This is a genomic window from Pseudomonas sp. IPO3749, from assembly GCF_013386605.1.
Taxonomy (GTDB): Bacteria; Pseudomonadota; Gammaproteobacteria; order Pseudomonadales; family Pseudomonadaceae; genus Aquipseudomonas; species Aquipseudomonas azotoformans_A.
The window spans coordinates 1-23,188 of record NZ_JACARN010000099.1; the positions used below are offsets into that span (position 1 = coordinate 1).

17 protein-coding genes are annotated in these 23,188 nt (G+C 61.0%); 6 read left to right on the forward strand and 11 right to left on the reverse strand.

Annotation, left to right across the window (positions count from 1 at the left end):
- From HX812_RS29070 to lexA, 6 genes are all read right to left on the reverse strand, one after another.
- On the reverse strand, window positions 1-1,903 hold a 1,903-nt coding region (locus HX812_RS29070), incomplete at its 3' end, for an excinuclease ABC subunit A (protein ID WP_178949141.1).
- Window positions 1,900-3,612 (reverse strand): ATP-binding protein, encoded by a 1,713-nt coding sequence (locus tag HX812_RS29075; protein ID WP_038850832.1) that lies wholly within the window; start codon window positions 3,610-3,612, stop codon window positions 1,900-1,902. The genes HX812_RS29070 and HX812_RS29075, both read right to left, overlap by 4 nt.
- 109 nt (window positions 3,613-3,721) lie before the next feature.
- The gene (locus HX812_RS29080) at window positions 3,722-6,814 is read right to left on the reverse strand and encodes an error-prone DNA polymerase (protein ID WP_200864561.1); all 3,093 of its coding nucleotides are present in this window, start codon (window positions 6,812-6,814) and stop codon (window positions 3,722-3,724) included.
- Window positions 6,790-8,202, reverse strand: coding sequence for a DNA polymerase Y family protein (locus HX812_RS29085; RefSeq protein WP_038850827.1), 1,413 nt, complete (start codon window positions 8,200-8,202; stop codon window positions 6,790-6,792). Before HX812_RS29085 ends, HX812_RS29080 begins: the two co-directional genes overlap by 25 nt.
- Window positions 8,203-8,209: 7 nt before the next feature.
- Window positions 8,210-8,824 (reverse strand): translesion DNA synthesis-associated protein ImuA, encoded by a 615-nt coding sequence (gene imuA / locus HX812_RS29090; protein ID WP_038850825.1) that lies wholly within the window; start codon window positions 8,822-8,824, stop codon window positions 8,210-8,212.
- The gene (gene lexA / locus HX812_RS29095; protein ID WP_038850823.1) at window positions 8,824-9,441 is read right to left on the reverse strand and encodes a transcriptional repressor LexA; all 618 of its coding nucleotides are present in this window, start codon (window positions 9,439-9,441) and stop codon (window positions 8,824-8,826) included. The genes imuA and lexA overlap by 1 nt, the downstream gene beginning before the upstream one ends.
- Window positions 9,442-9,642: 201 nt before the next feature.
- Between lexA and HX812_RS29100 the strand changes: the two genes are divergently transcribed.
- The gene (locus HX812_RS29100; RefSeq protein ID WP_178949142.1) at window positions 9,643-14,433 is read left to right on the forward strand and encodes an RHS repeat-associated core domain-containing protein; all 4,791 of its coding nucleotides are present in this window, start codon (window positions 9,643-9,645) and stop codon (window positions 14,431-14,433) included.
- Between the two features lies 1 nt (window position 14,434).
- Window positions 14,435-14,848, forward strand: coding sequence for a hypothetical protein (locus tag HX812_RS29105; protein ID WP_038846883.1), 414 nt, complete (start codon window positions 14,435-14,437; stop codon window positions 14,846-14,848).
- A 199-nt stretch (window positions 14,849-15,047) separates the two neighbouring features.
- Here HX812_RS29105 and HX812_RS29110 read toward each other — a convergent pair whose 3' ends face one another.
- Window positions 15,048-15,635 carry an NUDIX domain-containing protein gene (locus tag HX812_RS29110; protein WP_038846885.1) on the reverse strand — a complete coding sequence of 196 codons (588 nt, stop codon included), beginning with the start codon at window positions 15,633-15,635 and terminating at the stop codon, window positions 15,048-15,050.
- Between the two features lie 11 nt (window positions 15,636-15,646).
- The gene (locus HX812_RS29115; RefSeq protein ID WP_038846886.1) at window positions 15,647-16,504 is read right to left on the reverse strand and encodes an SDR family NAD(P)-dependent oxidoreductase; all 858 of its coding nucleotides are present in this window, start codon (window positions 16,502-16,504) and stop codon (window positions 15,647-15,649) included.
- 163 nt (window positions 16,505-16,667) lie between these two features.
- On the opposite strand from HX812_RS29115, the gene HX812_RS29120 reads away from it, so the two are divergent.
- Entirely contained in the window at window positions 16,668-17,594 is a 927-nt protein-coding gene (locus HX812_RS29120; RefSeq protein WP_038846889.1) for an alpha/beta hydrolase, read from the forward strand.
- A gap of 192 nt (window positions 17,595-17,786) precedes the next feature.
- Here HX812_RS29120 and HX812_RS29125 read toward each other — a convergent pair whose 3' ends face one another.
- Window positions 17,787-18,947 (reverse strand): alpha-hydroxy acid oxidase, encoded by a 1,161-nt coding sequence (locus HX812_RS29125; protein WP_038846891.1) that lies wholly within the window; start codon window positions 18,945-18,947, stop codon window positions 17,787-17,789.
- A 121-nt stretch (window positions 18,948-19,068) separates the two neighbouring features.
- On the opposite strand from HX812_RS29125, the gene HX812_RS29130 reads away from it, so the two are divergent.
- Complete coding sequence (locus HX812_RS29130) at window positions 19,069-19,851, forward strand: DeoR/GlpR family DNA-binding transcription regulator (protein ID WP_038846894.1); 783 nt, start codon at window positions 19,069-19,071, stop codon at window positions 19,849-19,851.
- A 34-nt stretch (window positions 19,852-19,885) separates the two neighbouring features.
- Here HX812_RS29130 and HX812_RS29135 read toward each other — a convergent pair whose 3' ends face one another.
- Entirely contained in the window at window positions 19,886-20,092 is a 207-nt protein-coding gene (locus HX812_RS29135) for a PLDc N-terminal domain-containing protein (RefSeq protein ID WP_033901872.1), read from the reverse strand.
- Window positions 20,093-20,275: 183 nt separating this feature from the next.
- Here HX812_RS29135 and HX812_RS29140 point away from each other — a divergent pair, with 183 nt between their 5' ends.
- Window positions 20,276-20,506 carry a hypothetical protein gene (locus HX812_RS29140; RefSeq protein ID WP_306172609.1) on the forward strand — a complete coding sequence of 77 codons (231 nt, stop codon included), beginning with the start codon at window positions 20,276-20,278 and terminating at the stop codon, window positions 20,504-20,506.
- Between the two features lie 3 nt (window positions 20,507-20,509).
- On the opposite strand, the gene HX812_RS29145 is transcribed toward HX812_RS29140, so the two are convergent.
- On the reverse strand, window positions 20,510-21,421 hold the full coding sequence (locus HX812_RS29145) for a LysR substrate-binding domain-containing protein (RefSeq protein WP_033896676.1): 912 nt from the start codon (window positions 21,419-21,421) through the stop codon (window positions 20,510-20,512).
- Window positions 21,422-21,640: 219 nt separating this feature from the next.
- On the opposite strand from HX812_RS29145, the gene HX812_RS29150 reads away from it, so the two are divergent.
- A complete protein-coding gene (locus HX812_RS29150) occupies window positions 21,641-23,056 on the forward strand; it encodes a cytosine permease (protein ID WP_033896677.1) in 1,416 nt (471 codons plus the stop codon).
- The last annotated feature ends 132 nt before the right edge of the window (window positions 23,057-23,188 follow it).

Consider the following 23,188-nt stretch of genomic DNA (forward strand, 5'->3'; position numbering starts at 1 on the left):
TGGCGACGTTGAACGAGAACTGACCGGCATCGTAATGACGCTTCTTCGCTGCCGGTGTGGCCGCGAACAGCTTGCGTACGTTGTCGAACAGGCCGGTATAGGTCGCCAGGTTCGAGCGCGGCGTGCGGCCGATGGGTTTCTGGTCCACCTGCACCAGGCGGCGGATGTGCTCCAGCCCGGCGCTGATGTGCCCGCCGCTGGTTTGCGGCGCGTCGTCTTCCAGGCTCGGTTCTTCGTCGTTTTCCACCACGCGACCAAGACCGGCGCCCACCAGCTCAAGCAGCGCCTGGCTGACCAGGCTGGACTTGCCCGACCCGGAAATCCCGGTGACCGCCGTGAAGCAGCCCAACGGGAAATCGACGTTCAGGTCCTTGAGATTATTGCGCGTCACCCCTTGCAGTTTCAGCCAGCCGGTCGGCTCGCGGCGCACTTGCTCCGATACACGCTTGTCAGCAAACAAATACTCACGGGTCTGCGACGCCTGCACCTGCGCCAATCCTGCCGGCGGGCCGCTGTACAACACCTGCCCGCCATGCTCGCCGGCGGCCGGACCCACATCGATCAGCCAATCGGCGCGGCGCATGGTTTCCAGGTCGTGTTCCACCACAAACAACGAATTGCCTGCGGCTTTCAGTCGGTCCAGAGCGGTGAACAACGCCTCGCCATCCGCCGGATGCAGGCCCGCCGAGGGTTCATCCAATACATAGATCACGCCGAACAACTGCGAACCCAACTGGGTCGCCAAACGCAACCGTTGCAACTCCCCTGATGACAGGGTTGGTGTGCTGCGTTCCAAAGACAAATAACCCAGGCCCAACTCGGTCAACGTGCTGACCCGCTCCAGCAAATCCTGGGCAATCCGCTGGGCAGCCAGGCGCTTTTCCACCGACAGTTTCATCTTGTCTTGCCCCGCCGCCACTGGCCGCAGCAACTCGGCCAATTGCGCCAACGACAACTGCGACAACTCACCGATGTCCACCCCGGCAAACTTCACCGACAGCGCGGCCTTGGTCAGGCGTTTGCCCTCGCACAGCGGGCAGGCGCTGCCCTGCATGAACTGCGAGACGCGCTTCTTCATCAGCGCGCTCTGGGTGTGGGCAAAGGTGTGCAGGATGTAGCGCCGGGCGCCCATGAAGGTGCCTTGGTAGCTCGGCTCCAGTTTGCGCTTGAGCGCGTCGCGGGTCTGTTCCGGCGTGAAGCCGGCGTAGACCGGTGCGGTGGGGGTGTCCTCGGTGAACAGGATCCAGTCGCGCTGCTTTTTCGGCAGGTCGCGCCAGGGGATATCCACGTCGTAGCCCAACGTCACCAGGATGTCGCGCTGGTTCTGGCCCTGCCACGCCAATGGCCAGGACGCCACCGCACGCTGACGGATAGTCAGCGAAGGGTCCGGCACCATCAGCGCTTCGGTCACCTCGTACACGCGGCCCAGGCCATGGCATTGCGGGCACGCGCCCTGGGGCAGGTTGGGCGAGAAGTCCTCGGCGTACAGCATCGGTTGTCCCGGCGGATAGCTGCCGGCGCGGGAGTACAGCATGCGGATCAGGCTCGACAGCGTGGTCACGCTGCCCACCGACGAGCGCGCGCTCGGCGTGCCGCGCTGCTGTTGCAGGGCCACGGCGGGGGGCAGGCCTTCGATGCTGTCCACGTCCGGCACGCCGACCTGGTCGATCAGCCGCCGCGCATACGGCGCCACCGATTCGAAGTAACGCCGCTGCGCCTCGGCATACACCGTGGAAAACGCCAGGGACGATTTGCCGGAGCCCGATACGCCGGTAAACACCACCAGGGCATCCCGAGGAATATCCACATCGACGTTACGCAGGTTGTGTTCGCGGGCGCCGCGCACGCGGACGAAACCGCTTGGCTGGGCAGTGATCGCAGGGATGTTGCGCTGTGAAGTCATGGACAACCTTGTCGGGCGGTGAGCACGCTGCGCACCCGTTGCGTCAGGGCGTCGGGGCTGTAGGGTTTGCTCAGCAGATGAATGTCGGCGCTCAGCAGATGATTGCTGGAGAGAATGTCACGGGTATGGCCGGAGGTGAACAGCACGGCAACGGGAGGATGCTGCACACGGGCCCAGTCGGCCAGGTCGGTGCTTTTGACGCGGCCGGGCATGACCACATCGGTAAAGATCAGCTCCGGCTGCAAACCGGCTTGCAGCTTGAGCATGGCCTGGTCACCGTCATCGGCCGTGAGCACGGTGTAGCCGGACTGTTCGAGCAACTCGACGACGGTCAGGCGCACGCCTTCGTTGTCCTCGACCACCAGGATGGTTTCCTGGCCGCCACTCTGGGGGATCTGGTCGATATGCACATCGAGGCTTTCCGGCTCCAGGCTGTGGGGGAAATACATCTGCACCACAGAACCCTTGCCCTCCTCGCTCCACATCTCCACATGCCCGCCGCTCTGGCGCACAAAACCAAACACCATGCTCAGGCCCAGGCCGGTGCCATGGCCTTCGCGCTTGGTGGTGAAGAAGGGTTCGAACGCGCGTTTCAGCGTGGACTCGGACATGCCCACTCCGGTGTCGATGACCGCCAGACGCACATATTCGCCGGGCTTGATGCTTTTGCCCGCGCAGTCGTCGGGGTTAAGGATGATGTTCTCGCCAGTGATACGGATCACGCCCTCGCCCTGCATGGCGTCCCGGGCGTTGATCGCCAGGTTGAGCAGCGCATTTTCCAGCTGGTTGCGGTCGACGTTGATAAACCAGGAGTCCTGGGGCAATTGCACATCAATGTGGATGGTTTCCCCCAGCGCCCGTTGCAGCAGTTCGCCAAGCCCCGCGTAGATGCGTTGCGGGTTGTACACCGCTGGTGACAAGGGTTGGCGACGCGCAAACGCGAGCAATTGCGACGACAGCTTGGCCCCACGCTCCACCGCGGCAATGGCCGCGGCGACACGGCGCTGCACCTGGGCGTTGTCCGGTTCGTGGCGGGCCAGCAAATGCAGGTTGCCGGCGATCACTTGCAGCAGGTTATTGAAGTCGTGGGCCACGCCGCCGGTCAGGCCGCCGATGGCTTCGAGTTTCTGCGACTGACGCAGTTGGTCCTCGGCAGCGGAGCGCGCCTGCACTTCAGCGGCGACCCGTTGCTCCAGGTTATGCGTGAGTTCCTGGCGCACCTGTTCAGACTTCACCAGCTCGGTGGTCTCCACCACAATCGCCAATACCCCGGCGGGTTGCTGGTTGTCGCCAGCGACCGGGCTGTAATACAGGTCCAGCCACACGGTTTCCGGCCTGCCGTTGCGCAACAGCACCAGGTCCTTGTTGTTGAACGACAGGGTGCCGCCAGCCAGGCAAGTGTCCATCACATGACGATTGAATTCGGCCACTTCCGGCCAACCCAGCTCTACCGGCGTGCCCAGCAGGTACGGGTGACGGCCACCGGCAAACGCCGAGTAGCTGTCGTTGTAGATCATATAGCCCCATTGGCCCCACAGCATCACCATGGGCACGGGTGACGCCAGCATCATCTGCACCGTGCAGGTCAGGCTGGTGGACCATTGGTCGATAGGACCCAGGTCGGTGGTCGCCCAATCGAACGCACGGATCCGCTGGGCCATTTCACCGGCCCAGCCTTCACAGCCGTGGGGATTGGATAAGAATTGCATCATTGAACTCTGTGCAAAGAAAAGACAGCCGCAAAATTTGGAGCGCACCAGGGCCGGATGGTTTCATCTTGTATAACTTAGGGGGTAATCACCGCAGAAGCCACTGGCCCTAATGAAAATCCCGGCTGCGCACCGTGATGCCTTCCAGTAACGGCGTCAGGTCGGTGAGACGCCCGGCGATCAGGTGCCGCACTTCGCCCACCGCTTCCCAGCGGCCGTCCACTTTCAGCAACCGCGAGCCGACCAATGCCTGGCGTTGACGCTCAGCCAGGTCACGCCAGACCACCACATTGAGGTTGCCGAATTCATCTTCCAGGGTGACAAAGGTCACCCCGCTCGCCGTGCCCGGACGCTGACGACCGGTGACCAGCCCCGCGACGCTGACATTGCGCCCATGCTCCACCGCCATCAGCTCCTGGGAACTGCGGCAGCGCCGCTTGCGCAGCTCCGCCCGCAGCAACGCCAATGGATGCGGGCCCAGGGTGGTGCCGACCGTGGCGTAGTCGGCGTGCAGGTCCTCGCCCACGGTGGGCGTCGGTAACTCCACCACAGCTTCGTCCGGGCTTGGCAGGCCGGCAAACAGCCCGAGTTGCTTGTGTACGCCGGCCACTTCCCAACGCGCCGTGTGCCGGTTGCCGGCCAAGGCACGCAAGGCACCGGCATCCGCCAGCAGTGCCTTGGCGCGTGCATCCAGCCCGGCACGCGCGTCCAGGTCGGCAATATCGCTGAACGTCCGACGTTGGCGCGCCGCTTCGATGCGCCGCGCGTCCTCTTCGCGAAACCCTGCGATCATGCGCAAGCCCATGCGAATCGCCGGCTGTGCGCCGTCGATCGGCTCCAGGCTGCAATCCCAGTCGCTGGCCTGCACGTCCACCGGGCGGATCTGCAAGCGATGGCGCCGCGCGTCTTGCAGGATCTGATCCGGGCTGTAGAAACCCATGGGCCAGCTGTTGATCAGCGCACAGGCAAACGCCGCCGGCTCATGGCACTTGAGCCAGCAACTGGCGTAGGTCAACAAGGCGAAACTGGCCGCGTGGGACTCGGGGAAGCCATAGCTGCCAAAGCCCTTGATCTGCTCGAAAATCTGCGCGGCAAAGGCCTCGGTGTAACCGTTTTTCAGCATGCCGGTGCGCAGGCGCGCCTGGTGCGGTTCCAGGCCACCGTGGCGTTTCCAGGCGGCCATGGAACGGCGCAACTGGTCAGCTTCGCCGGGGCCATAATCGGCGGCGACCATGGCGATCTGCATCACCTGTTCCTGGAACAGCGGAATGCCGAGGGTACGTTTCAACACCACTTCCAGTTCCGGCGAAGGATAAGTGGTTGCCTCCTCCTTGTTCCGCCGTCGCAAGTACGGGTGCACCATGCCGCCCTGGATCGGCCCCGGCCGCACGATGGCGACCTCGATCACCAGGTCATAGAACGTCTGCGGCTTGAGCCTGGGCAACATCGACATCTGCGCCCGCGACTCGATCTGGAACACACCGATGGTGTCGGCCTTGCTGATCATCGCGTAAGTGGCCGGGTCTTCCTTGGGCACCGACGCCAGGCTCATGTCACGGTTGCGATGGCGGCGCAGCAGATCGAAACAACGACGGATAGCGCTGAGCATGCCCAAGGCGAGGATATCCACTTTAAGCAGGCCGACGGCGTCGAGGTCGTCCTTGTCCCACTGGATGATGGTGCGCTCGGCCATGGCGGCATTTTCCACCGGCACCAGGGTGTCCAGCGGGTATTCGGAAATCACGAAGCCGCCAGGGTGCTGGGACAGGTGCCGAGGGAAGCCGATCAATTGCTGGGTCAGCGTGAGCACGCGGCGCAGGATCGGGCTGTCGGGGTCGAAGCCACCTTCGCGCAGGCGCTCCAGCGGAGGCGCTTCGTCACTCCAGCGCCCGCAGCAGTCAGCCAGGGCGTTGATCTGGTCTGGCGGCAACCCCAAGGCTTTGGCCACATCGCGCACCGCGCCGGACGCGTGGTAACTGCTGACCACCGCCGTCAGCGCCGCGCGGGTGCGACCGTAACGCTGGAACACGTACTGCAGCACTTCTTCGCGGCGTTCGTGTTCGAAGTCCACGTCGATATCCGGCGGCTCATTGCGCTCCCTGGAGAGGAAGCGCTCGAACAACATGCTGGTCAGGCTCGGGTCGATCTCGGTGATGCCCAAGGCAAAACACACCGCCGAGTTGGCCGCCGAGCCGCGTCCCTGGCACAGGATCGACCGGCTGCGGGCAAACTGCACAATGTCGTGCACCGTGAGGAAATAGCTTTCGTAACCCAACTCGCTGATCAACTCCAGCTCGCTGTCGATCTGCTGCAAGGTCTTGGCGTCGACACCCTGCGGCCAACGTTTGGCGATGCCTTCTTCGGTCACGGCGCGCAGCCAGGATTTGGCATTGTGGCCGGCAGGCACCAGTTCGCGCGGATAGTGATAGCGCAATTGGCTGAGGTCAAAGGTGCAGCGGCGGGCAATAGCCTGGGTTTCGTCGAGCAACGACGCGGGATACAACGCTCCTAACGCTTCCAGGCTGCGCAGGTGCCGCTCGCCATTGGGGTGCAGCCGCGTACCGGCTTCGGCCACCGGTACATGATGGCGGATGGCGGTCATGGTGTCTTGCAGGGCGCGGCGGCCGCGCACATGCATGTGCACATCGCCGCAAGCCACTGCCGGGATGTGCAGGCTGGCAGCCAATTGCAGGCGTTGTTCCAGATAGCGAGCATCGTCCTGGCCGCAATGCAGGTGCACCGCCAGCCACAGGCGTTCGGCGAAGGTTCGGCACAGCCATTGGACGTCGGCCTGGGTGTCGCTGTCTTCGGCCACCCACAGCGCCAGCAGGCCGGGCAGCGGTTGGTCGAAGTCCTCGCGCAGCAGGCGATAGCAGCCTTTTTCGGCACGCCGCCGGGCCAGGGTGATCAAGCGGCACAGGTGCTGGTAGCCGCTGAGGTTTTCCACCAGCAGCACCAGTTTCGGACCGTTGTCGATGCGCACCTCGCTACCGATGATCAACGGCAACTCCACCGCCTTCGCCGCCTGCCAGGCACGCACGATGCCGGACAAGGTGCATTCGTCGGTGATCGCCAGGGCGCTGTAGCCTTGGCGCTTGGCGCGCTCGAACAGTTCCAGCGCACTGGAAGCGCCGCGCTGGAAGCTGAAGTTGGACAGGCAGTGCAGCTCGGCGTAGCTCATGCAAACCAGCCCTGCAGCCACAAGCCATCGCCCTGCCCCACGGTGCGAAAGGCCCAGCCTTGCTGACCGGCGCGGGTCTGGATCAGGTAGTAGTCGCGGCGAACATCGGCGCCGTCCCACCAGCCGGACTCGATGCGTTCCGGGCCCATGAGGATCTGCACGCCCTGCTCGCCCAGCAAGGTCGGCTCGCTCAGTAGCCAACCGGGGCGCTGCACTGTGTTCAAGGTTGGGCACGGATTTTTATCCGCCGTCGCTTGCCAGGCGCATTCGGGGCGGTGGTCGGCGTGAAAGCGCAGGCCCTGCACCGCCTCATCACCCAAGCGGGCACGCAGGCGTTCGCGCAGTTGCTCCCAGGGCAGGGTTTGCTGCGGGCGGTCGTCGAACAGGTCCTGGCGCTGGGGCACAAACACCGGCAGGTCCTGGGCCACCAGGCGAAAGCCGCGTACCGGTGAAGTGACCTGGACTTGCTCCAGTCGGCCCCGGGCCAATTCAAACAGCATCGCCGGTTCACGCTCAGCACTGAGCAGGCCGACCTTGATCACGCTGTCGGGCGCCTGGGCGTGTTCCAAATGCAGGTCGAAACGCTGCACGCCACTGTCGCGGCCACACAGGAACGCGGACAGATCGCCCGTCAAACGCCTTAACGGAAACAGCAGCGCCTGATGGGATTGCACGTCAAAATTCAGTTCGATACGCACATCGAACCGGTCTGGCGGCTGATAGAACGCCAGGCCCAGCGGCCGCTGCCCGGCCAGTGCGTCCAGGTGCTTGAGCAGGCTGGCTTCAAAGCGGCGTGCCAGGGTATGCCGAGGCAGCGCCTGCACCTGGGCCAATGTGCGCAGGCCCATGCGCGACAAGGCCGTGGCGGCCTGCGGGTCGAGGCCGGCGCGGTCGATGGGCAACGGCGCCAGGGCCTGCATCAAGCCGTCATCCTGCACCGCCAGGCCATCCTTGATATTCGCCAGCACCCGCGCCGCTACCGGGTTAGGCGCAGCGACGATACGGTGACGAAAACCCAGTTCGGTCAACTCCTTGCGCAAGCGCGCTTCAAAGCGTGGCCAAGGGCCGAACAACCCCAGGCTCGACTCGATCTCGAACAACAAGGCGCGCGGATAATACAGGCTGACCTGGGAGCTGAACTGATAGGCCCAGGCCGCGAGGAACTGCTGGTAACGCTCGATCTCGGCGGGATCGTATTCGGCGCTGGCAAAGCTCTTGGCCAGCGCATGCGCCGCCGTCAGGGATTGGCCGGGGCGCAGGCCCAGGGCGCGAGCGGCATCGTTGACGGTTTGCAGCACACGGCGTTGCGGCGTGCCGGCCAGCAAGACCAGGGGTTGGTCCGGCTCGGGATGCACACGCTGCACCCCGTCCAGCGCCAATTGCGGGAAGACAATACACACCCAGCGCATGGCAACCTCAATGCCCCGCCAGTGCAATCGGCGCCGGATGGGCCAGGCCGCCCCGGCACTTGAGCACGCGCACCTGCGCGGGTTTGGCCTCCACGGCCAGGCGCAGGGCGGCAGGTGATGAGTTGATCGCCTCACTCAAGGCACGCCAGGCAAAGGCCAGGGTCTGTCCGGTTTCCGCCGCCACCTGCAGGCGCCGCAGCGCGCGGTCATCGGCCTTGCGCGGCCAGCACAACACCGCGCCGCAACTGCCGGAACGCAAGCATTGTTCCACCGCCCATAAGGCATCGCGCTCCTCGGCCTGGATCACCGACAGCAAGCGCAGGTCCACCCCGGCGTTCTGCCAGGCATGGGGGTACGGTGTGTAGGGCGGCGCCACCAACACAATGCGCTCCCCCGCCTTTGACAAATGGGCCAGGGTCGGCAGCACCAGTTGCAGTTCGCCCACCCCCTCCTTGGCCATGAGGATTTCACTCAAGGCCGCCTCCGGCCAGCCGCCCGTGGGCAACACCGCATCCAGCGCCGCCAACCCGGTGGGGTGCACACTGGCCGGCGGCGCGGCAGGCCGGCCTTTCCAGACACGCCCGCCATTGAACAGCGTGTCCAGCGCAACCACGGCGCCCATCAGCCTTGCCTCACCAGACCGCAGAACACCCCTTCGATCGCCAGGTCCTGATCGGGCCCGACCACAATGGGTTGGTACGCGGGGTTGCGCGGCAGCAAGCGCACGCTGTCGCCCTGGCGTTCGAAACGCTTGATGGTCACTTCACCGTCCAGGCGCGCCACCACAATCTGCCCGTTCAAGGCCTCGGCGCTGCGGCGCACGCCCACCAGGTCACCATCGAGAATGCCGTCTTCGATCATCGAGTCGCCCTGCACCCGCAACAGGTAATCCGGGGTTTTCGCGAAGGTCGACGGGTCCAGTTGCAGCCGGCTGTGCACCTCTGCATCGGCCCCGATGGGCAAACCAGCCGCCACACGGCCGAGCACCGGCACATCCAGCCACTCCGGACGCTTAGGTTGATTGAGCAGGCGAATGCCGCGCGCCTGGTTCGGGTTGACCTCGATAAACCCGGCTTCCGTCAGCGCCAGCACGTGCTTGCGCGCCACGCTGCGCGAGGCAAAGCCGAACGCCTCGGCGATCTCGGCGAGGCTGGGAGGCTGGCCTTGCTGCGCGATGCGGTCGCGGATAAAGGTCAGGATGGCGGTACGGCGGGGGGTTAGAGTCGTCATGGAGTACATTTGTACTCCTGTGGGAAATTTCTGACAATAGCCGCTAGTCGTGTAGGGGACGACGAGGTTTGTCGAAACCTCCCACATGGATGCCGGATTAGCTCTACTCCCCTCCCCTGAAAAGGTCCGCAAAGTCCCTCGCCTGAATACACAGTGCGAGGGATTGCGGATGGCGTTATTTGTTTGGCCCCCGGTGGACGGGGCTGTCTCATGATCGAATTGACCAGCCAAACCATTGGTTATCTAGTACTGGCCACCCTGGATTCGAAAACGCGAGACGTCGAATCCGTCATCCGCGATTTCAAGCGCTGCCTCAATCACTACGACGCCTGGGCGGAGAGCTTTTTCAGCTTTTCGGCGCTGGATATCGAGCAGGTCTTCAAGGTCGGGGATGAAGTAGCACTGGTCGCGCCGATCAACCGCTCCCTGTTTCCCAGCACCACCACCGCCACCTGCCAGGCCAACGGCTCGTTGACCCTGGTGCACATGTTCCAGAGTTCACGCTTCGTGCCCATTGGCAATACGCCCGTGATGGTGCAACGCATCGACCCCAACGGCGGCCCGCTGGGTGAGCCCATTCATAAAACCATCGGCCCCAGCGGCATTCTCGAAATCACCGAATGTGATCGCAACCAGCAGTACCGAGTCAGTTTCTACCCCAACGTCTCCAACACGCATTTCAAGGCGCTGTACGCCTCTTACCAGGCGGTTCTCGCACCGCTGGAAGGTTGGCTGCGTGCGGAATGGACCAGCACCTTTGAACCGCTGTGGGAGGGTTATTCCGAAGCCAATTTCCTCAAACGCTACCTGTCGTTGCACCAAGCCTACGCCCGCGGTTTTGGCGAGGCACTGTATGCCCTCTGGGACAGCCTCAAGCAGCTGTTCCAGTGGCTTTCTGACCCAATGGGTTATGCGGAAAAACTCCTGCATTACCTCTCCCAGGAGGAATTCGAAAAGCTGTTGAAGCTCGGCACTGAAAGCCTCGCGAAGGGCTTGTTGGTGCTGAGCGATGAACCGCTGCTGTTCATTTATGTGTCGGCAATGGTCAGTTGGATGCGGATGTTGCCGCCGCCTTACATGAACGAGCTGCTGGGGGAAATCAGTGCCGACGTCCTGATCAATTTGCTGCTGTGTCTCGCCACCGCCGGGATGGGGATGGTGGTGCGCTTGAGTACGAAGGTGCTGGGCGGCATCAAGTCTCAGCGGGCGCGCAGGTGGTTGGAGCACATGGCTGGGCAGTTCGGGAAATTTCGTGTGGATGATCACGCCGAGGTGGCGAAGCCGATATTGCTGGGTAGCTCGGCGACGCCGATTCGGACGATTCCGGGTGTGCCGTTGAAGGCTGGGGATCAGGTGGTTGCCAACCCGGTGGCGGTGGTGCGCGACAAGGTTGGGCAGCGGACGGTGTTGGTGCGGCAGGAGCATGTGGATGATGTGCCTGTTTCTGCTCGAAATCCGGCGGGGGATGCGGCGGCATCTTCGGACAAGACCGTCACCAACGGCTGTCCGGTGTCGATGGTAACGGGCGAGGAACTGCTGACGCTGACCGATGGTGTGCTGGATGGGATCTTGCCGTTTGAGTGGACGCGGTTGTATCGCACCAGCGCGGTGGAAGTGGATTGCGGGTTGGGGTTTGGCTGGAGTCACTCGCTGGCGCATCGGCTAAGTGTGTCCGGTGATTCGGTGGTGTGGACCGATCATGAAAATCGGTCGACGACCCTGCCCTTGCCCACGGTTTCTCGGCCGGCGATTACCAATAGCCTGGCGGAAGCCGCGATCTACTTGGGGTCGTTGCCCGATGAGTTAGTCCTGTCTCAAGGGGCGCGCTTCTACCACTTTCGCGACGGTGTGCTGACGGCGATCAGCGATGCGTATGACAACCGGTTGCGCATTTCCCGTAATTACCTGGGACAGATTGAGCGGCTGGATAACGGCGTCGGGCGCTCGCTGTTCTTGCGCTATGCGTCGGGCCGCATTGTGGCGGTGGACTACCAGATTGAGCGGGCCGTGGATGACGGTCCGTTTGTCTGGGTGACGGAGCAGAACGTTGTTGCCTACGCCTATGACAATTTTGGACGACTGGTTTCAGCGACCAATGCGGTAGGCGAAAGCGAGGTTTATCGGTACGACGAGCAGCACGTCATTCTTGAGCGCAGTTTGGCCGGTGGGGCGAGTTTCTTTTGGGCGTGGGAACGGCCTGGTAAGGCGGCGCGATGTGTCCGCCATTGGGCCAGTTTCTCGCAGATGGATACGCGGTATGCCTGGGACGATAACGGCCAGGTCACGGTGTTTAACGCTGATGGCAGTCAGGAAGTCTATGTGCATGACCAGCGCGCGCGGCTGGTGCGGCGGGTGGATCCTGACGGCGCTGAGCACTTCAAATCCTACGATGACAAAGGCCGGCTGACGGTTGAGCAGGATCCGTTGGGGGCGATTACGGCGTATCAGTACGACGAAGCCGGACGTCTGGTGGCGCTGTTTCCGGGGGATGATGAGCCGACGACCTACGAGCATGACAATGGATTCGTACGGGTTGTAAGGCGGGGTCAGGCGGTTTGGAAATATGAGCGTAATGATCAGGGCGATGTTACGCGCAAGATCGATCCTGACGGCAATGCGACTGACTACAGCTACAACACACGCGGGCAACTGACGCAGGTTTGGCTGCCGGATCACAGCTGTCATCGGCTGGTTTGGAATGAGCGTGGGCAGTTGCTTGAGGAGCAGTTGCCGAATGGCGGCGTTAAGCGCTATCGCTATAACAACCTTGGACGGCAAGTTGCGCTTGAGGACGAGCATGGCGCGCTAACCCAGTATCAATGGGACGCAGCAGGCCGCTTGCTGAAACTGACTCAGCCCGACGGTGCCACACGGGAACACAGCTACAACGCTTACGGAAAAATCACCTCCGAACGCGATGAGCTCGGCCACGTCACCCGCTACGAATACGCCGACGGCCTGCACCTGATCAGCCGTCGCATCAATGCTGATGGCAGTCAGGTTAAATACCGTTACGACAATGTGCGGTTGTTGCTCACCGAGATCGAAAACGAGGTGGGTGAAACCTACCGGCTCCAATATCACGCCAATGGATTGATCCAGCAGGAAACCGGGTTTGATGGGCAGCGCACGGCTTACGTGTATGACCTCAACGGCAACCTTCAGGAAAAGACCGAACACGGTGATGACGGTAGTCAGTTGGTTACCCGCTACGAGCGCGACTATGCCGGTCGGCTTGTACGAAAAACCCTGCCCGACGGCAACTTGGTCGATTACGCCTACGACCGCCAAGGCAACCTCCTAAGCGTCGAAGACGGCCACTGGGCGCTGGCCTACGAGTACGACAGCCAAAACCGCCTCACCGCCGAACACCAAGGCTGGGGCACGCTGCGCTATGGCTACGACGCCTGCGGCCAACTGCAAAACCTGCGGCTGCCCGACAACAATCGGGTGGCGTTCAACCACGACAAAGGCGGTCACCTCGCCACCGTCGAACTGAACGGTGAAACCCTTACCTCCCATCTGTTCAAATCCGGCCAGGAACACCAGCGTCAGCAAGGCCAGCTGATCAGCCACTACCACTACGACGACCAGCAACGCCTGCACGCCCACGCCGTCACCCAACAGCAACACACCCTTTACCAACGCCACTACGACTACGACAAATCCGGCAACCTCATCCGCCTGCACGACACCCGCAAAGGCGAGCACTACTACCACTACGACCCGCTCAGCCGCCTCACCCGCGCCGACCACTCCCAAGGCGAACTGGAACACTTCGCCCACGACCCGGCCGGCAACCTGCTCATGCAAGACCGCCCCGGCCCCGACATCGTGGCGGGCAATCGCCTAATGATCCAAGGCTACCATCACTACGACTACGACGCCTTCGGCAACCTTATCCGCGAACGGCGTGGCAAAGGCCATCAACTCGTCACCGAATACCGCTATGACTGCCAGCACCGGCTGATCGGGATTAAAAAGCCCAACGGCCAGACTGCCAGCTATCGCTATGACCCGTTCGGTCGTCGGATCAGCAAGACCGCTGATAGCACAACTACCGAGTTCTTCTGGCAAGGCGACAGACTCATCGCCGAGCACCACGCGGATCGCCATCGCAGTTATCTCTACGAACCAGACAGCTTCCGTCCGCTAGCTTTGCTGGAAGGTTTTGGTCCAAAGGAAACCAAGGCCTACCACTACCAACTCGATCACTTGGGTACGCCGCAGGAACTCACCGATACCAACGGCGAAATCGTCTGGTCTGCGCATTACCGTTCTTATGGCGAAATCAGCCGCCTCGACATAGGACAAGTCGACAACCCGCTTCGTTTTCAGGGCCAATACTTCGACCCAGAAAGCGGGCTGCACTACAACCGTCATCGCTACTACAATCCGGATATTGGTCGCTATCTGACACCGGACCCGGTGAAGCTGGCGGGTGGGATTAATACGTACCAATACGTACCCAATCCTACGGGGTGGGTGGATCCACTGGGTTTGAACAGATGTCCAGGTGAAGGGGGATGCAAACCCACATCTGGCCCTCCAGAGTCTTCAGCACAAGCGTCAATTACGAAATCGGAGCCCAACCCACCGGCTCCAAACCGAGATGAGGAATACCTTTTCCGCGGAGATAAAATCCCCCCAAGCGAGGTATTTAAAAATGGTTTCAAAAGCAAAGGTAACAGCGAGGACCTATATTTGCACGCCGTTGACAGCGATGACCCGCCAAGCAACTTTATTAGTACATCGCCCCTTCGTACAGTAGGTATCACCTTTGCTACCAGCTACGGAGAGAAGAAGGGTTATTTGTACACGCTTAAAAGTATCGAAGGGCATGATATAAACCTAGAACTAGGTAGCCAGACACCATATCCAAAAGAAAAAGAATTTGCCATTCACCACAAAATAAATCCTGAGGACGTTTTAGGAGCCACACCAGTCAAGGCTGACGGGAGTTATGTAGGATATTCGATCCCGAACCCAAACAGGAAATAAAATGAAAACGCAAAAAATACCCGCAATAATCGGCAATCAGAAAACAGAAGTGACTGTAAAATATGACACCTCGAAATCACTCATGGTTTTTTCAGAGGCTGATAATTTTAAAACCATTTACGAAGGAAGAGACATGTATGTCTGCCTCGCAAAAATCAGGGCAGACTTCCCCCACATAACATTTTTATGCAAAGGTGCGAAGTTAAATGTCAAGCCCTCAAGAATGGCATCTCAAATGAGTGCTGGTCTTGTCGCATACGAGATGACGCTAGGCAAGCAAGCAACTAACGAAAACATCGTTCACCTGTTCGATTATGAAGAGGACAACCTTACAAACAACCCACAAGAACAGATTGACTTCTTTAAAAAATGGCTGGCATCACTAGGCGCCCAAGATTATGAAAAATTCAACTGAGTCTTACTTCATATGAATACTCAACGTTTCCCACCGTCCTGTAGTGAGCGAGCTTGCTCGCGCTGGGTCGCGAAGCGGCCCCAATCCAGGCAATGGTTTTTTTGTTATATCGCAGTGTCTGTTTTAGGGCTGCTCCGCAGCCCGACGCAGGGTAAACCTGCTCACCACAGAGATCGAGTTCACACAGCAATCAACCCACTCACCACCCCTCTTTGAGCATCCGCAACTCCAAATGCTGCAACAACATAATCGTCTTCCCATCCACAATCTCCCCACTCTGCACCATCCCCAGCGCCTGCTCGAACCCCAGCTCCAACACCTCGATATCCTCACCCTCCTCTTCCAAACCGCCTCCGCTCCCCACCCGATCCCCCGGCTGATACTCACCGATAAAAAAGTGAATCCGCTCCGTCACCGACCCCGGGCTCATGAACGCTGCGTAGATCTTCTCCACATGCCCCACGCGATACCCGGTTTCCTCTTCCGCTTCCAGGCGAATACGTTCTTCGGGGCTGGCGTTGTCGAGTAAACCGGCCGCCGCCTCGATCAGGTAGCCGGGATAGTCATTGACGAACGTTGGCATGCGAAATTGGCGAATCAGCAACACCGTGCGCTGCTCGCGGTTGTACAGCAGGATGGTCGCGCCATTGCCGCGGTCGTATACCTCGCGGGTCTGGGCTTGCCAGCTGCCGTCACGGCGGCGCAGGTCGAAGCTGTATTTTTTCAGCAGGTACCAGTTTTCCGAGAGGGTTTCTTCGGCGGTGATGCGAACGAGGCTGTGGTCCATGCTCGGGTTTCTCAAGAAAAAGATTGTGTTTGTTTGATGCTGCTCCAGGCAGCGGCGACTGCTTCGGCGCTGCCCGCTTTGATCCGTGCCAGGTTGCGCGGGTAGTCCACCCCTGGGTTTTCGGTGAAGCGCGTGGCCGTGAATTGGCCGTTGCTGGCGCGCAGGATATAACCCGTGTCCTCGCACCGCTCAGAGGCGAGGAACAGCACCCCCGGCGTCACCCAGTCGGGCTTGAGTTCATCCGGTTCTTCAATCACGCCCCACATGCGCGTCTTGGCAACCGGCGAGATTGCATTGACCTTGATCCCGGCCTCCACGCCCTCATGGCTCAACGCGTTCATGATCCCCAGTTGCGCCATCTTGCCGGCGCTGTAGGCCACCAGGCCGGTCTGCTCATATTGCGCATACATGGCGCGGTCGGAGGTGGTGAGGATGATGCGCGGTGCGGATGAGCGCAGCAGGTGCGGCCAGGCGTGCTTGCACAGCCACAGCGGTGCGTAGAGGTTGATGTCCATGGCGCGTTGCAGGAACGCGGCGTCAAGGTCGGCGATGGCCTGGTAACCGACCCAGCCGGCGTTGTGAATCAGGATGTCGAGTTGGCCGAAGGCCTCGATGGCATACGCGATCAGTTGCTCGCAGCCCGCGTTCGTGGACAGGTCGCCCCCATGGCCGATCACGTTCAAGCCTTCGGCCAGCAGGGTTTCTGCCGCTGCCTGGACCACCGAGGCATCGCTGCCCGCGCCGGCATTGTCGGCACCGATATCGCTGATCACCACCCGTGCGCCACCCATGGCCAAAGCCCGTGCATAGCTGAGCCCCAACCCGCGTGCGCCGCCGGTGACGAGTGCGGTTTTGCCTGTGAAGTCCATGTGCTTGCTCTCCTGTTCGGGCCGCCCACCCTAACAACCTCGGCGCGCCTTGTTCAATGCTGTAATACTTTGCAAGCAATCCCCGTTGACGGCTGTCGAATTAATTCCTGCCCGATTGGGCCATCTGGTAAAACCCCTGCTTCACCTTTTTCCTGGAACCTTCATGTCCTCTCGTTTCTTCTCGCGCCTGAGCCTGCGCTGGTTTCCCCTGGTGTGCATGGCGTTGTTGATCGTCGGCCTGCCGGTAGGCTGTGCTGTGCTGCAACACAAGGAGCGCGAGCTGGTGTTTCGCATCGAGCCGGGCACCGCCAGTTGGTACAGCGGCTTGCCCAAGGCAGTGCAGGAATTCGAACTCAAGCCGGCCAGTTTCAAAGCCGGACAGAATATCCATGGCTGGTGGTACCCGGCGGACAAGAAAGACGCGCCCGCCATCCTCTACCTGCACGGCGTGCGCTGGAACCTGACCGGGCAACTGTTTCGCATCGAGCAACTGCACGCCCTGGGTTATTCGGTGCTGGCTATCGACTATCGCGGGTTCGGCCAGAGCCACGGCGAACTGCCGTCGGAAACCACCGTGTATGAAGACGCGCGCATCGCCTGGGAACGTTTCCAGGTGCTGCAACCGGACCCGAATAAACGCCTGATCTACGGGCACTCACTCGGCGGCGCAGTGGCCATCGACCTGGCTGCCGAATTGGGCAGGCAGACTCCGCTGCCGGTGCGCGGGCTGGTGATCGAATCCACCTTCACGTCGCTGGCGGATGTGGCCACGGCCGTGGCGAACACCTCATTGCCGGTGCGCTGGTTGCTGTCGCAGAAATTCGACTCCATCGACAAGATTGCCGATATCCATATGCCGCTGCTGGTGGTGCATGGCCTGGACGATCGCTACGTACCGCCGCGTTTCAGCCAGCAATTGTTTGAAGCCGCCCAGGAACCCAAGCGGCTGTTAATGGTGCCCGGTGCCAGCCATAACAACAGCATGAGCCTGGCGGGTCGCAGCTATGGCCAGGCGCTGGACAAGCTGATGCAAGCGAAGATGCCGGCGCAGGTTGTCACGCACTCCACAGGTCGCAGCGGCGACTCGTAAAAGCGTATTTCGGCACTGGGTTCGCGCTTGCGTGTCAAGCGCAAACCCTGCCCATGCTGGGCCAAAACAGAAGTTGATCAAATAATAACCTCTGCCGAAATCGCCAACCCTGCCGGGGCTTCGCAAAGTTATCCACAGAGATACCCACGGTTTTCGTGGACAACTCTTTTTATATTTTTACGTTTTTTTTGCTCAGCAAACGCTTTCAGGAAATGTACCGGGCAACAAAATCTCGCGATTCACATCGCGTATATCGTTATACCCACACAAGGCCATCGACACGTCCAACTCACGGGCGATGATCTCAAGCGCCTTGGTCACACCCGCCTCGCCCATCGCGCCCAAACCATACAAATGCGGGCGGCCGATCATGGTGCCCTTGGCGCCCAATGCCATCGCCTTGAGCACGTCCTGGCCGGAACGAATGCCACCGTCGAGCCACACCTCAATGCGCTCGCCCACCGCTTCGACAATCGCCGGTAACTGGCTGATGCTCGAAGGCGCACCGTCCAATTGACGACCACCGTGATTGCTCACCACCAGTGCGTCGGCACCGGCATTCGCAGCCAGGCGTGCATCCTCCACATCGAGGATGCCCTTGATGATCAACTTGCCGCCCCAGCATTTCTTGATCCATTCCACATCGTCCCAGCTCAGGCGCGGGTCGAATTGCTGGGCGGTCCAGGACGACAGCGAACTCATGTCCGCCACGCCGTTCACGTGCCCGACGATATTGCCGAAACCCCGGCGTTTAGTACCGAGCATGCCCATCACCCAGCGTGGCTTGGTCGCCATGTTGAGGATATTCGGCAAGGTCAGTTTCGGCGGCGCCGACAGGCCATTGATCAAATCCTTGTGGCGCTGGCCGAGGATCTGCAAGTCGAGGGTCAGCACCAGGGCATCCACACCGGCAGCCTTGGCGCGCTCGATCAACTGTTCGATAAAGGCGCGGTCGCGCATCACATAGAGCTGGAACCAGAACGGCTGGCCGACGTGCTCGGCGATGTCTTCCAAAGAGCAGATACTCATGGTCGACAAGGTGTAGCGCAGGCCAAATGCTGCGGCGGCGCGCGCGGTCAGAATCTCGCCATCGGCGTGCTGCATCCCGGCCAATCCGGTCGGTGCCAGCGCCACTGGCATGGCCATCTCCTGGCCGATCATCGTGGCGCGGATCGAGCGTTGATCAATGTTGCGCGCCACCCGCTGGCGGAACTTGATGCTGGCAAAATCACTTTCATTTGCCCGGTAAGTGCTCTCAGTCCAGGAGCCGGAATCGGCGTAGTCGTAGAACATCCGTGGCACACGTTTTTGCGCGAGCTTGCGTAAATCTTCGATGGTTGTGATCAACGACATCTAGGTCACCTCTCCCTGAACTGAATGCTGAGAGTAACCGCCCATCGGCTGCGCAACCAGCCATTGCGTTTAGATAGCCGTAAGGCTAATCTCGCAAAAACCTGCAAAAAAGCGCACAAACATGCACAGCACTCATCAAGACATCGACCTGCCTTCTTTGCGCAAACAGAAGATCCTGTTGCTGCTGGAGCGCGACGGCAAAGTCACCGCCTCGGAACTGGTGGAACACTTTGCCGTGTCCCAGGACACCATCCGCCGCGACCTAGGCGAACTCGCCGCCGCCGGGCTGTTGCAACGCGTCCACGGTGGCGCCCTGCCCCGGCCCAAGGACACCGGAAAAGACTTTTTCACCCGCGTCGGCGAGACCAATGAGGCCAAGCGTCACCTCGCTCGGCTGGCGGCAGACCGTGTGGAAGAGGGGCAAATCGTACTGTTCGATTCCGGCTCGACCACGCTGCAGATTGCCCAGTCATTGCCGCGCTCGATCCGCCTCACCGTGGTCACGACATCACCGATGATCGCCATCGCTTTGGCCGACCATCCTGACGTGAAAGTCATCCTCACCGGCGGCCAACTCAACCCAGCGACGCTGTCCACCAGCGGCCATGAAACCGTGCGCATGATCCAGGGCATCAAAGCCGACCTGCTGTTCACCGGCGTCTGTGCGCTGCACCCGCAAGTGGGCATCAGCTCGCTGCATTTTGATGAAGTGGCGGTCAAGCAGGCACTGCTCGACAGCGCTTCCCATGTGGTAGCGGTGACCATGGCGGACAAACTCGGTGCCGTGGAGCCTTTTGTGGTGGCACCGTGCAGTCGCATTCACACGTTGATCACGGAGTGGCATGTGCCGAGTGTGGAGGCGTATGAGCAGTTGGGATTGGAAGTGTTACAAGTAGAGGTTTGAGGCAAACAGGCGCCCAGCGAGGCGCCTGTTTCGTTCAGCTTTTGCGGTGTTCCGGCATCTCACGCTTGGGCCCGAACATCGCCCAGGCAATCAAGCCGAACAGCGGTACAAAAATCAGGATCACCAGCCACAACCCCTTGCTCTCCCACCCCCCCGTGCTGCGCAATACGGTATTGATCGCCCACAACTCCAACAGCAGCAAAATCACCGCCAAGCCGATCCAGATATATTGAATTTCCATGCTTCACCTCCTAGGTCGTATGCATTAGGTCAAGCATCGGCCTTGAGGGTTCATTAAAAATTGCGCGAAGGGCCGCTCGTCGCCTCGGCGTCACCCTTATAAAACTTTGATTTCCTGCAGACACTCCCAATTAAGCAAGGCCAAACCTTTAGGCAATAAGGGGATTGCGTCATGAAGACCAGAATGTCCCGAAGGATTTTGCTAATCGTCAGCCTGTCAGCCCTGTTGACAGGCCCCGCCCACGCCGCATTTGGCGACAACACCCAAGCACCTGCAGCCAATGCCCTGCCGCCGGGAACCTACCCCAGCAGCCAGGCCGACGGCGACAAGAAACCCAAGGATACCGACAAGAAACCACCCAAGCCGGCCGACAGTCGTAAAGACACTCGGGAAAAGCCGCGTTCGGGCAGCTGACAGTCAGCCGAGCAGGCGGGCGAGTTCTTCGCGACAGTAATCCACAAACAACTGCACCGGCTTGGTCAGCGGTGCCCGTCGCAGCCACACGGCCGATAACCCTGAACCTGTGACCGTCTCCGCCAACGGTACACACACTACTTTTTGCCCATCATAGGTGTACTCGGTGAACGGCTTGGTCACCAGGATCGAAAATCCGAACCCCCGCCCCACCATCCCCCGCACCATCTCGATCGACGGCGAGCTGAACACGATATTCGGCGTCAACCCACGCTCTTCGAAGATGCTGACGAAGTAGGTGCGGCTCGGCAGCACGTCCAGCAAGATCATCGGTTCCAGCACCAGGTCCGCCAGCGACACCTTGGCCTGTTGCGCAAAACGATGATCGGCCGGCAACAGCGCATAAGGCTGCTGCGGCGGCATCAACGGCGTGGTCTCGATGGTCGCGCCCAGGTCGTGTTCGAACAGCATCGCCACGTCAATGCTGCCCGCCGTCAGCGCCTGCACCAGCTCCTGCTGCTCGCCATCACGAATGCGGATCTCCACCCCCGGCCAACGCGCCTTGAAACCCGCGATCAGACGTGGCAGGTACAACGGCGCCACGGTTTCGAAGCAGCCGATATCGATCTGCCCCGCCACCACGTCATTGTCCGCCAGGGCGTTTTGCTCGAACTCATGGGCCACGCGCAGCAGCTCCAGGGCCTTGCGATAAAAGCGTGCGCCGCTGGGCGTCAGTGACACACCCTGGGCGTGATGACGGATAAACAGCTGCACGCCAAAGCTGTCTTCCAGCTGCTTGATCGCCGTGGACACCGACGGCTGTGCGATGTACAGCTTGCGCGAGGCCTCGGCGACGCTGCCGCACTCGGCCGTGGTGACGAAATATCTGAGTTGGCGCAGGTTGTACGCAGCCATCGGGACCTCCAGAAACGTGGGACTTCGCCCGCAAAACAGGTGTAGGCAACATACCGGAGCGCCGCAAGGCTGCGAGCTATATTTTTTAAGGTCTATAGCAACAAACTTACTAATTTACCTCCCTGCGCCCATTGCAGATCATCACTCCAACAACAAAGCGCCGCGCACGTGGCGCACAGCGAAGTACGTCAACGTACTCACCTTGCCTTGGAGTTCGTCATGGTCACCACTGCAACATCCTCCGCCCCGCTTATCGAAAAACACACGATTGGATACGTGCCCCCGGAAGATCGCCATGGAAAGGTAAGGGACCTGTTCACCCTGTGGTTCGGCGGCAATATCGCGCCGCTGCCGATCGTCACGGGTGCCCTGGGTGTGCAACTGTTTCACCTCAACTTGGTATGGGGCATCATCGCCATCCTCATCGGCCACCTGGTCGGCGGCGTGCTGATGGCGCTGCACTCGGCCCAGGGCCCGCAAATGGGCATCCCGCAAATGATCCAGAGCCGCGCCCAGTTCGGCTCCCTCGGCGCCTTGCTGGTGGTAGTGATCGCCGGCGTGATGTACATCGGTTTCTTCGCCTCCAACATCGTGCTCGCGGGCAAATCCCTGCACGGCGTGGTCGACGCGGTGCCCGTGCCGGTGGGCATCGTGATCGGCGCCATCGGCTCCGGGATTATCGGCATCATCGGCTACCGCTTCATCCATGTGCTCAACCGCATCGGCACCTGGGTGCTGGGCGCCGGTATCGTGCTGGGCTTCGGCTACATCTTCACCCACGTACAGACCACGGACTTCCTGACACGCGGCAGCTTCAACATCGCAGGTGTGCTGGCGACCGTGTCCCTGGCGGCCCTGTGGCAAATCGCATTCGCCCCCTACGTGTCGGACTATTCGCGCTACCTGCCCGCCGACGTGCCGGTTGCCTCCACTTTTTGGACCACCTACCTCGGCTCGGCCCTGGGTTCCAGCCTGTCGTTCATCTTCGGCGCGGTCGCCGTGCTGGCTACGCCGGTGGGCATGGACACCATGGACGCAGTCAAACTCGCCACCGGCGCTATCGGGCCGTTGATGCTGGTGTTGTTCCTGCTCAGCGTGATCAGCCATAACGCGCTCAACCTGTATGGCGCCGTGCTGTCGATCATCACCCTGGTACAGACCTTTGCCTACCGCTGGATCCCGACGGCGAAAAGCCGTGCGCTGATTTCGATCCTGGTACTGGCCGCCTGCGCGATTGCGGCCGTGTTCGCCTCGAAGGACTTCATCGGTCACTTCGTCGACATGGTGCTGGTGCTGCTGGTGGTGCTGGTGCCGTGGACGGCGATCAACCTGATCGACTTCTATGCGATCCATAAGGGCAAGTACGACATTGCCTCGATCTTCCGCGTGGATGGCGGGATTTATGGGCGCTACAACCCGCAGGCCCTGTTGGCGTATGCGGTCGGCATTGTGGTGCAGATTCCGTTCATGAACACACCGCTGTACGTAGGGCCGATTTCGGAACACATCAACGGGGCGGATTTGTCCTGGGTGGTGGGGTTGGTGGTGACGTCGCCGTTGTATTTCTGGCTGGCGAGTCGGGACAGTGCGTATAAGCGTCGGATGGACGGGGGGAAGTTGGTGGGTGGGGTTTGAGACATCCGCTTTGAGTTGTGAGGAAACCCGCCTAGGCGGGTTTCCTGGTTTTTGGATAGCCCGTCAGATGCTTTTTTATGGCAAACCGGCTTCCTGTGGTGAGCGGGCTTGCCCCGCGTTGGGCTGCGAAGC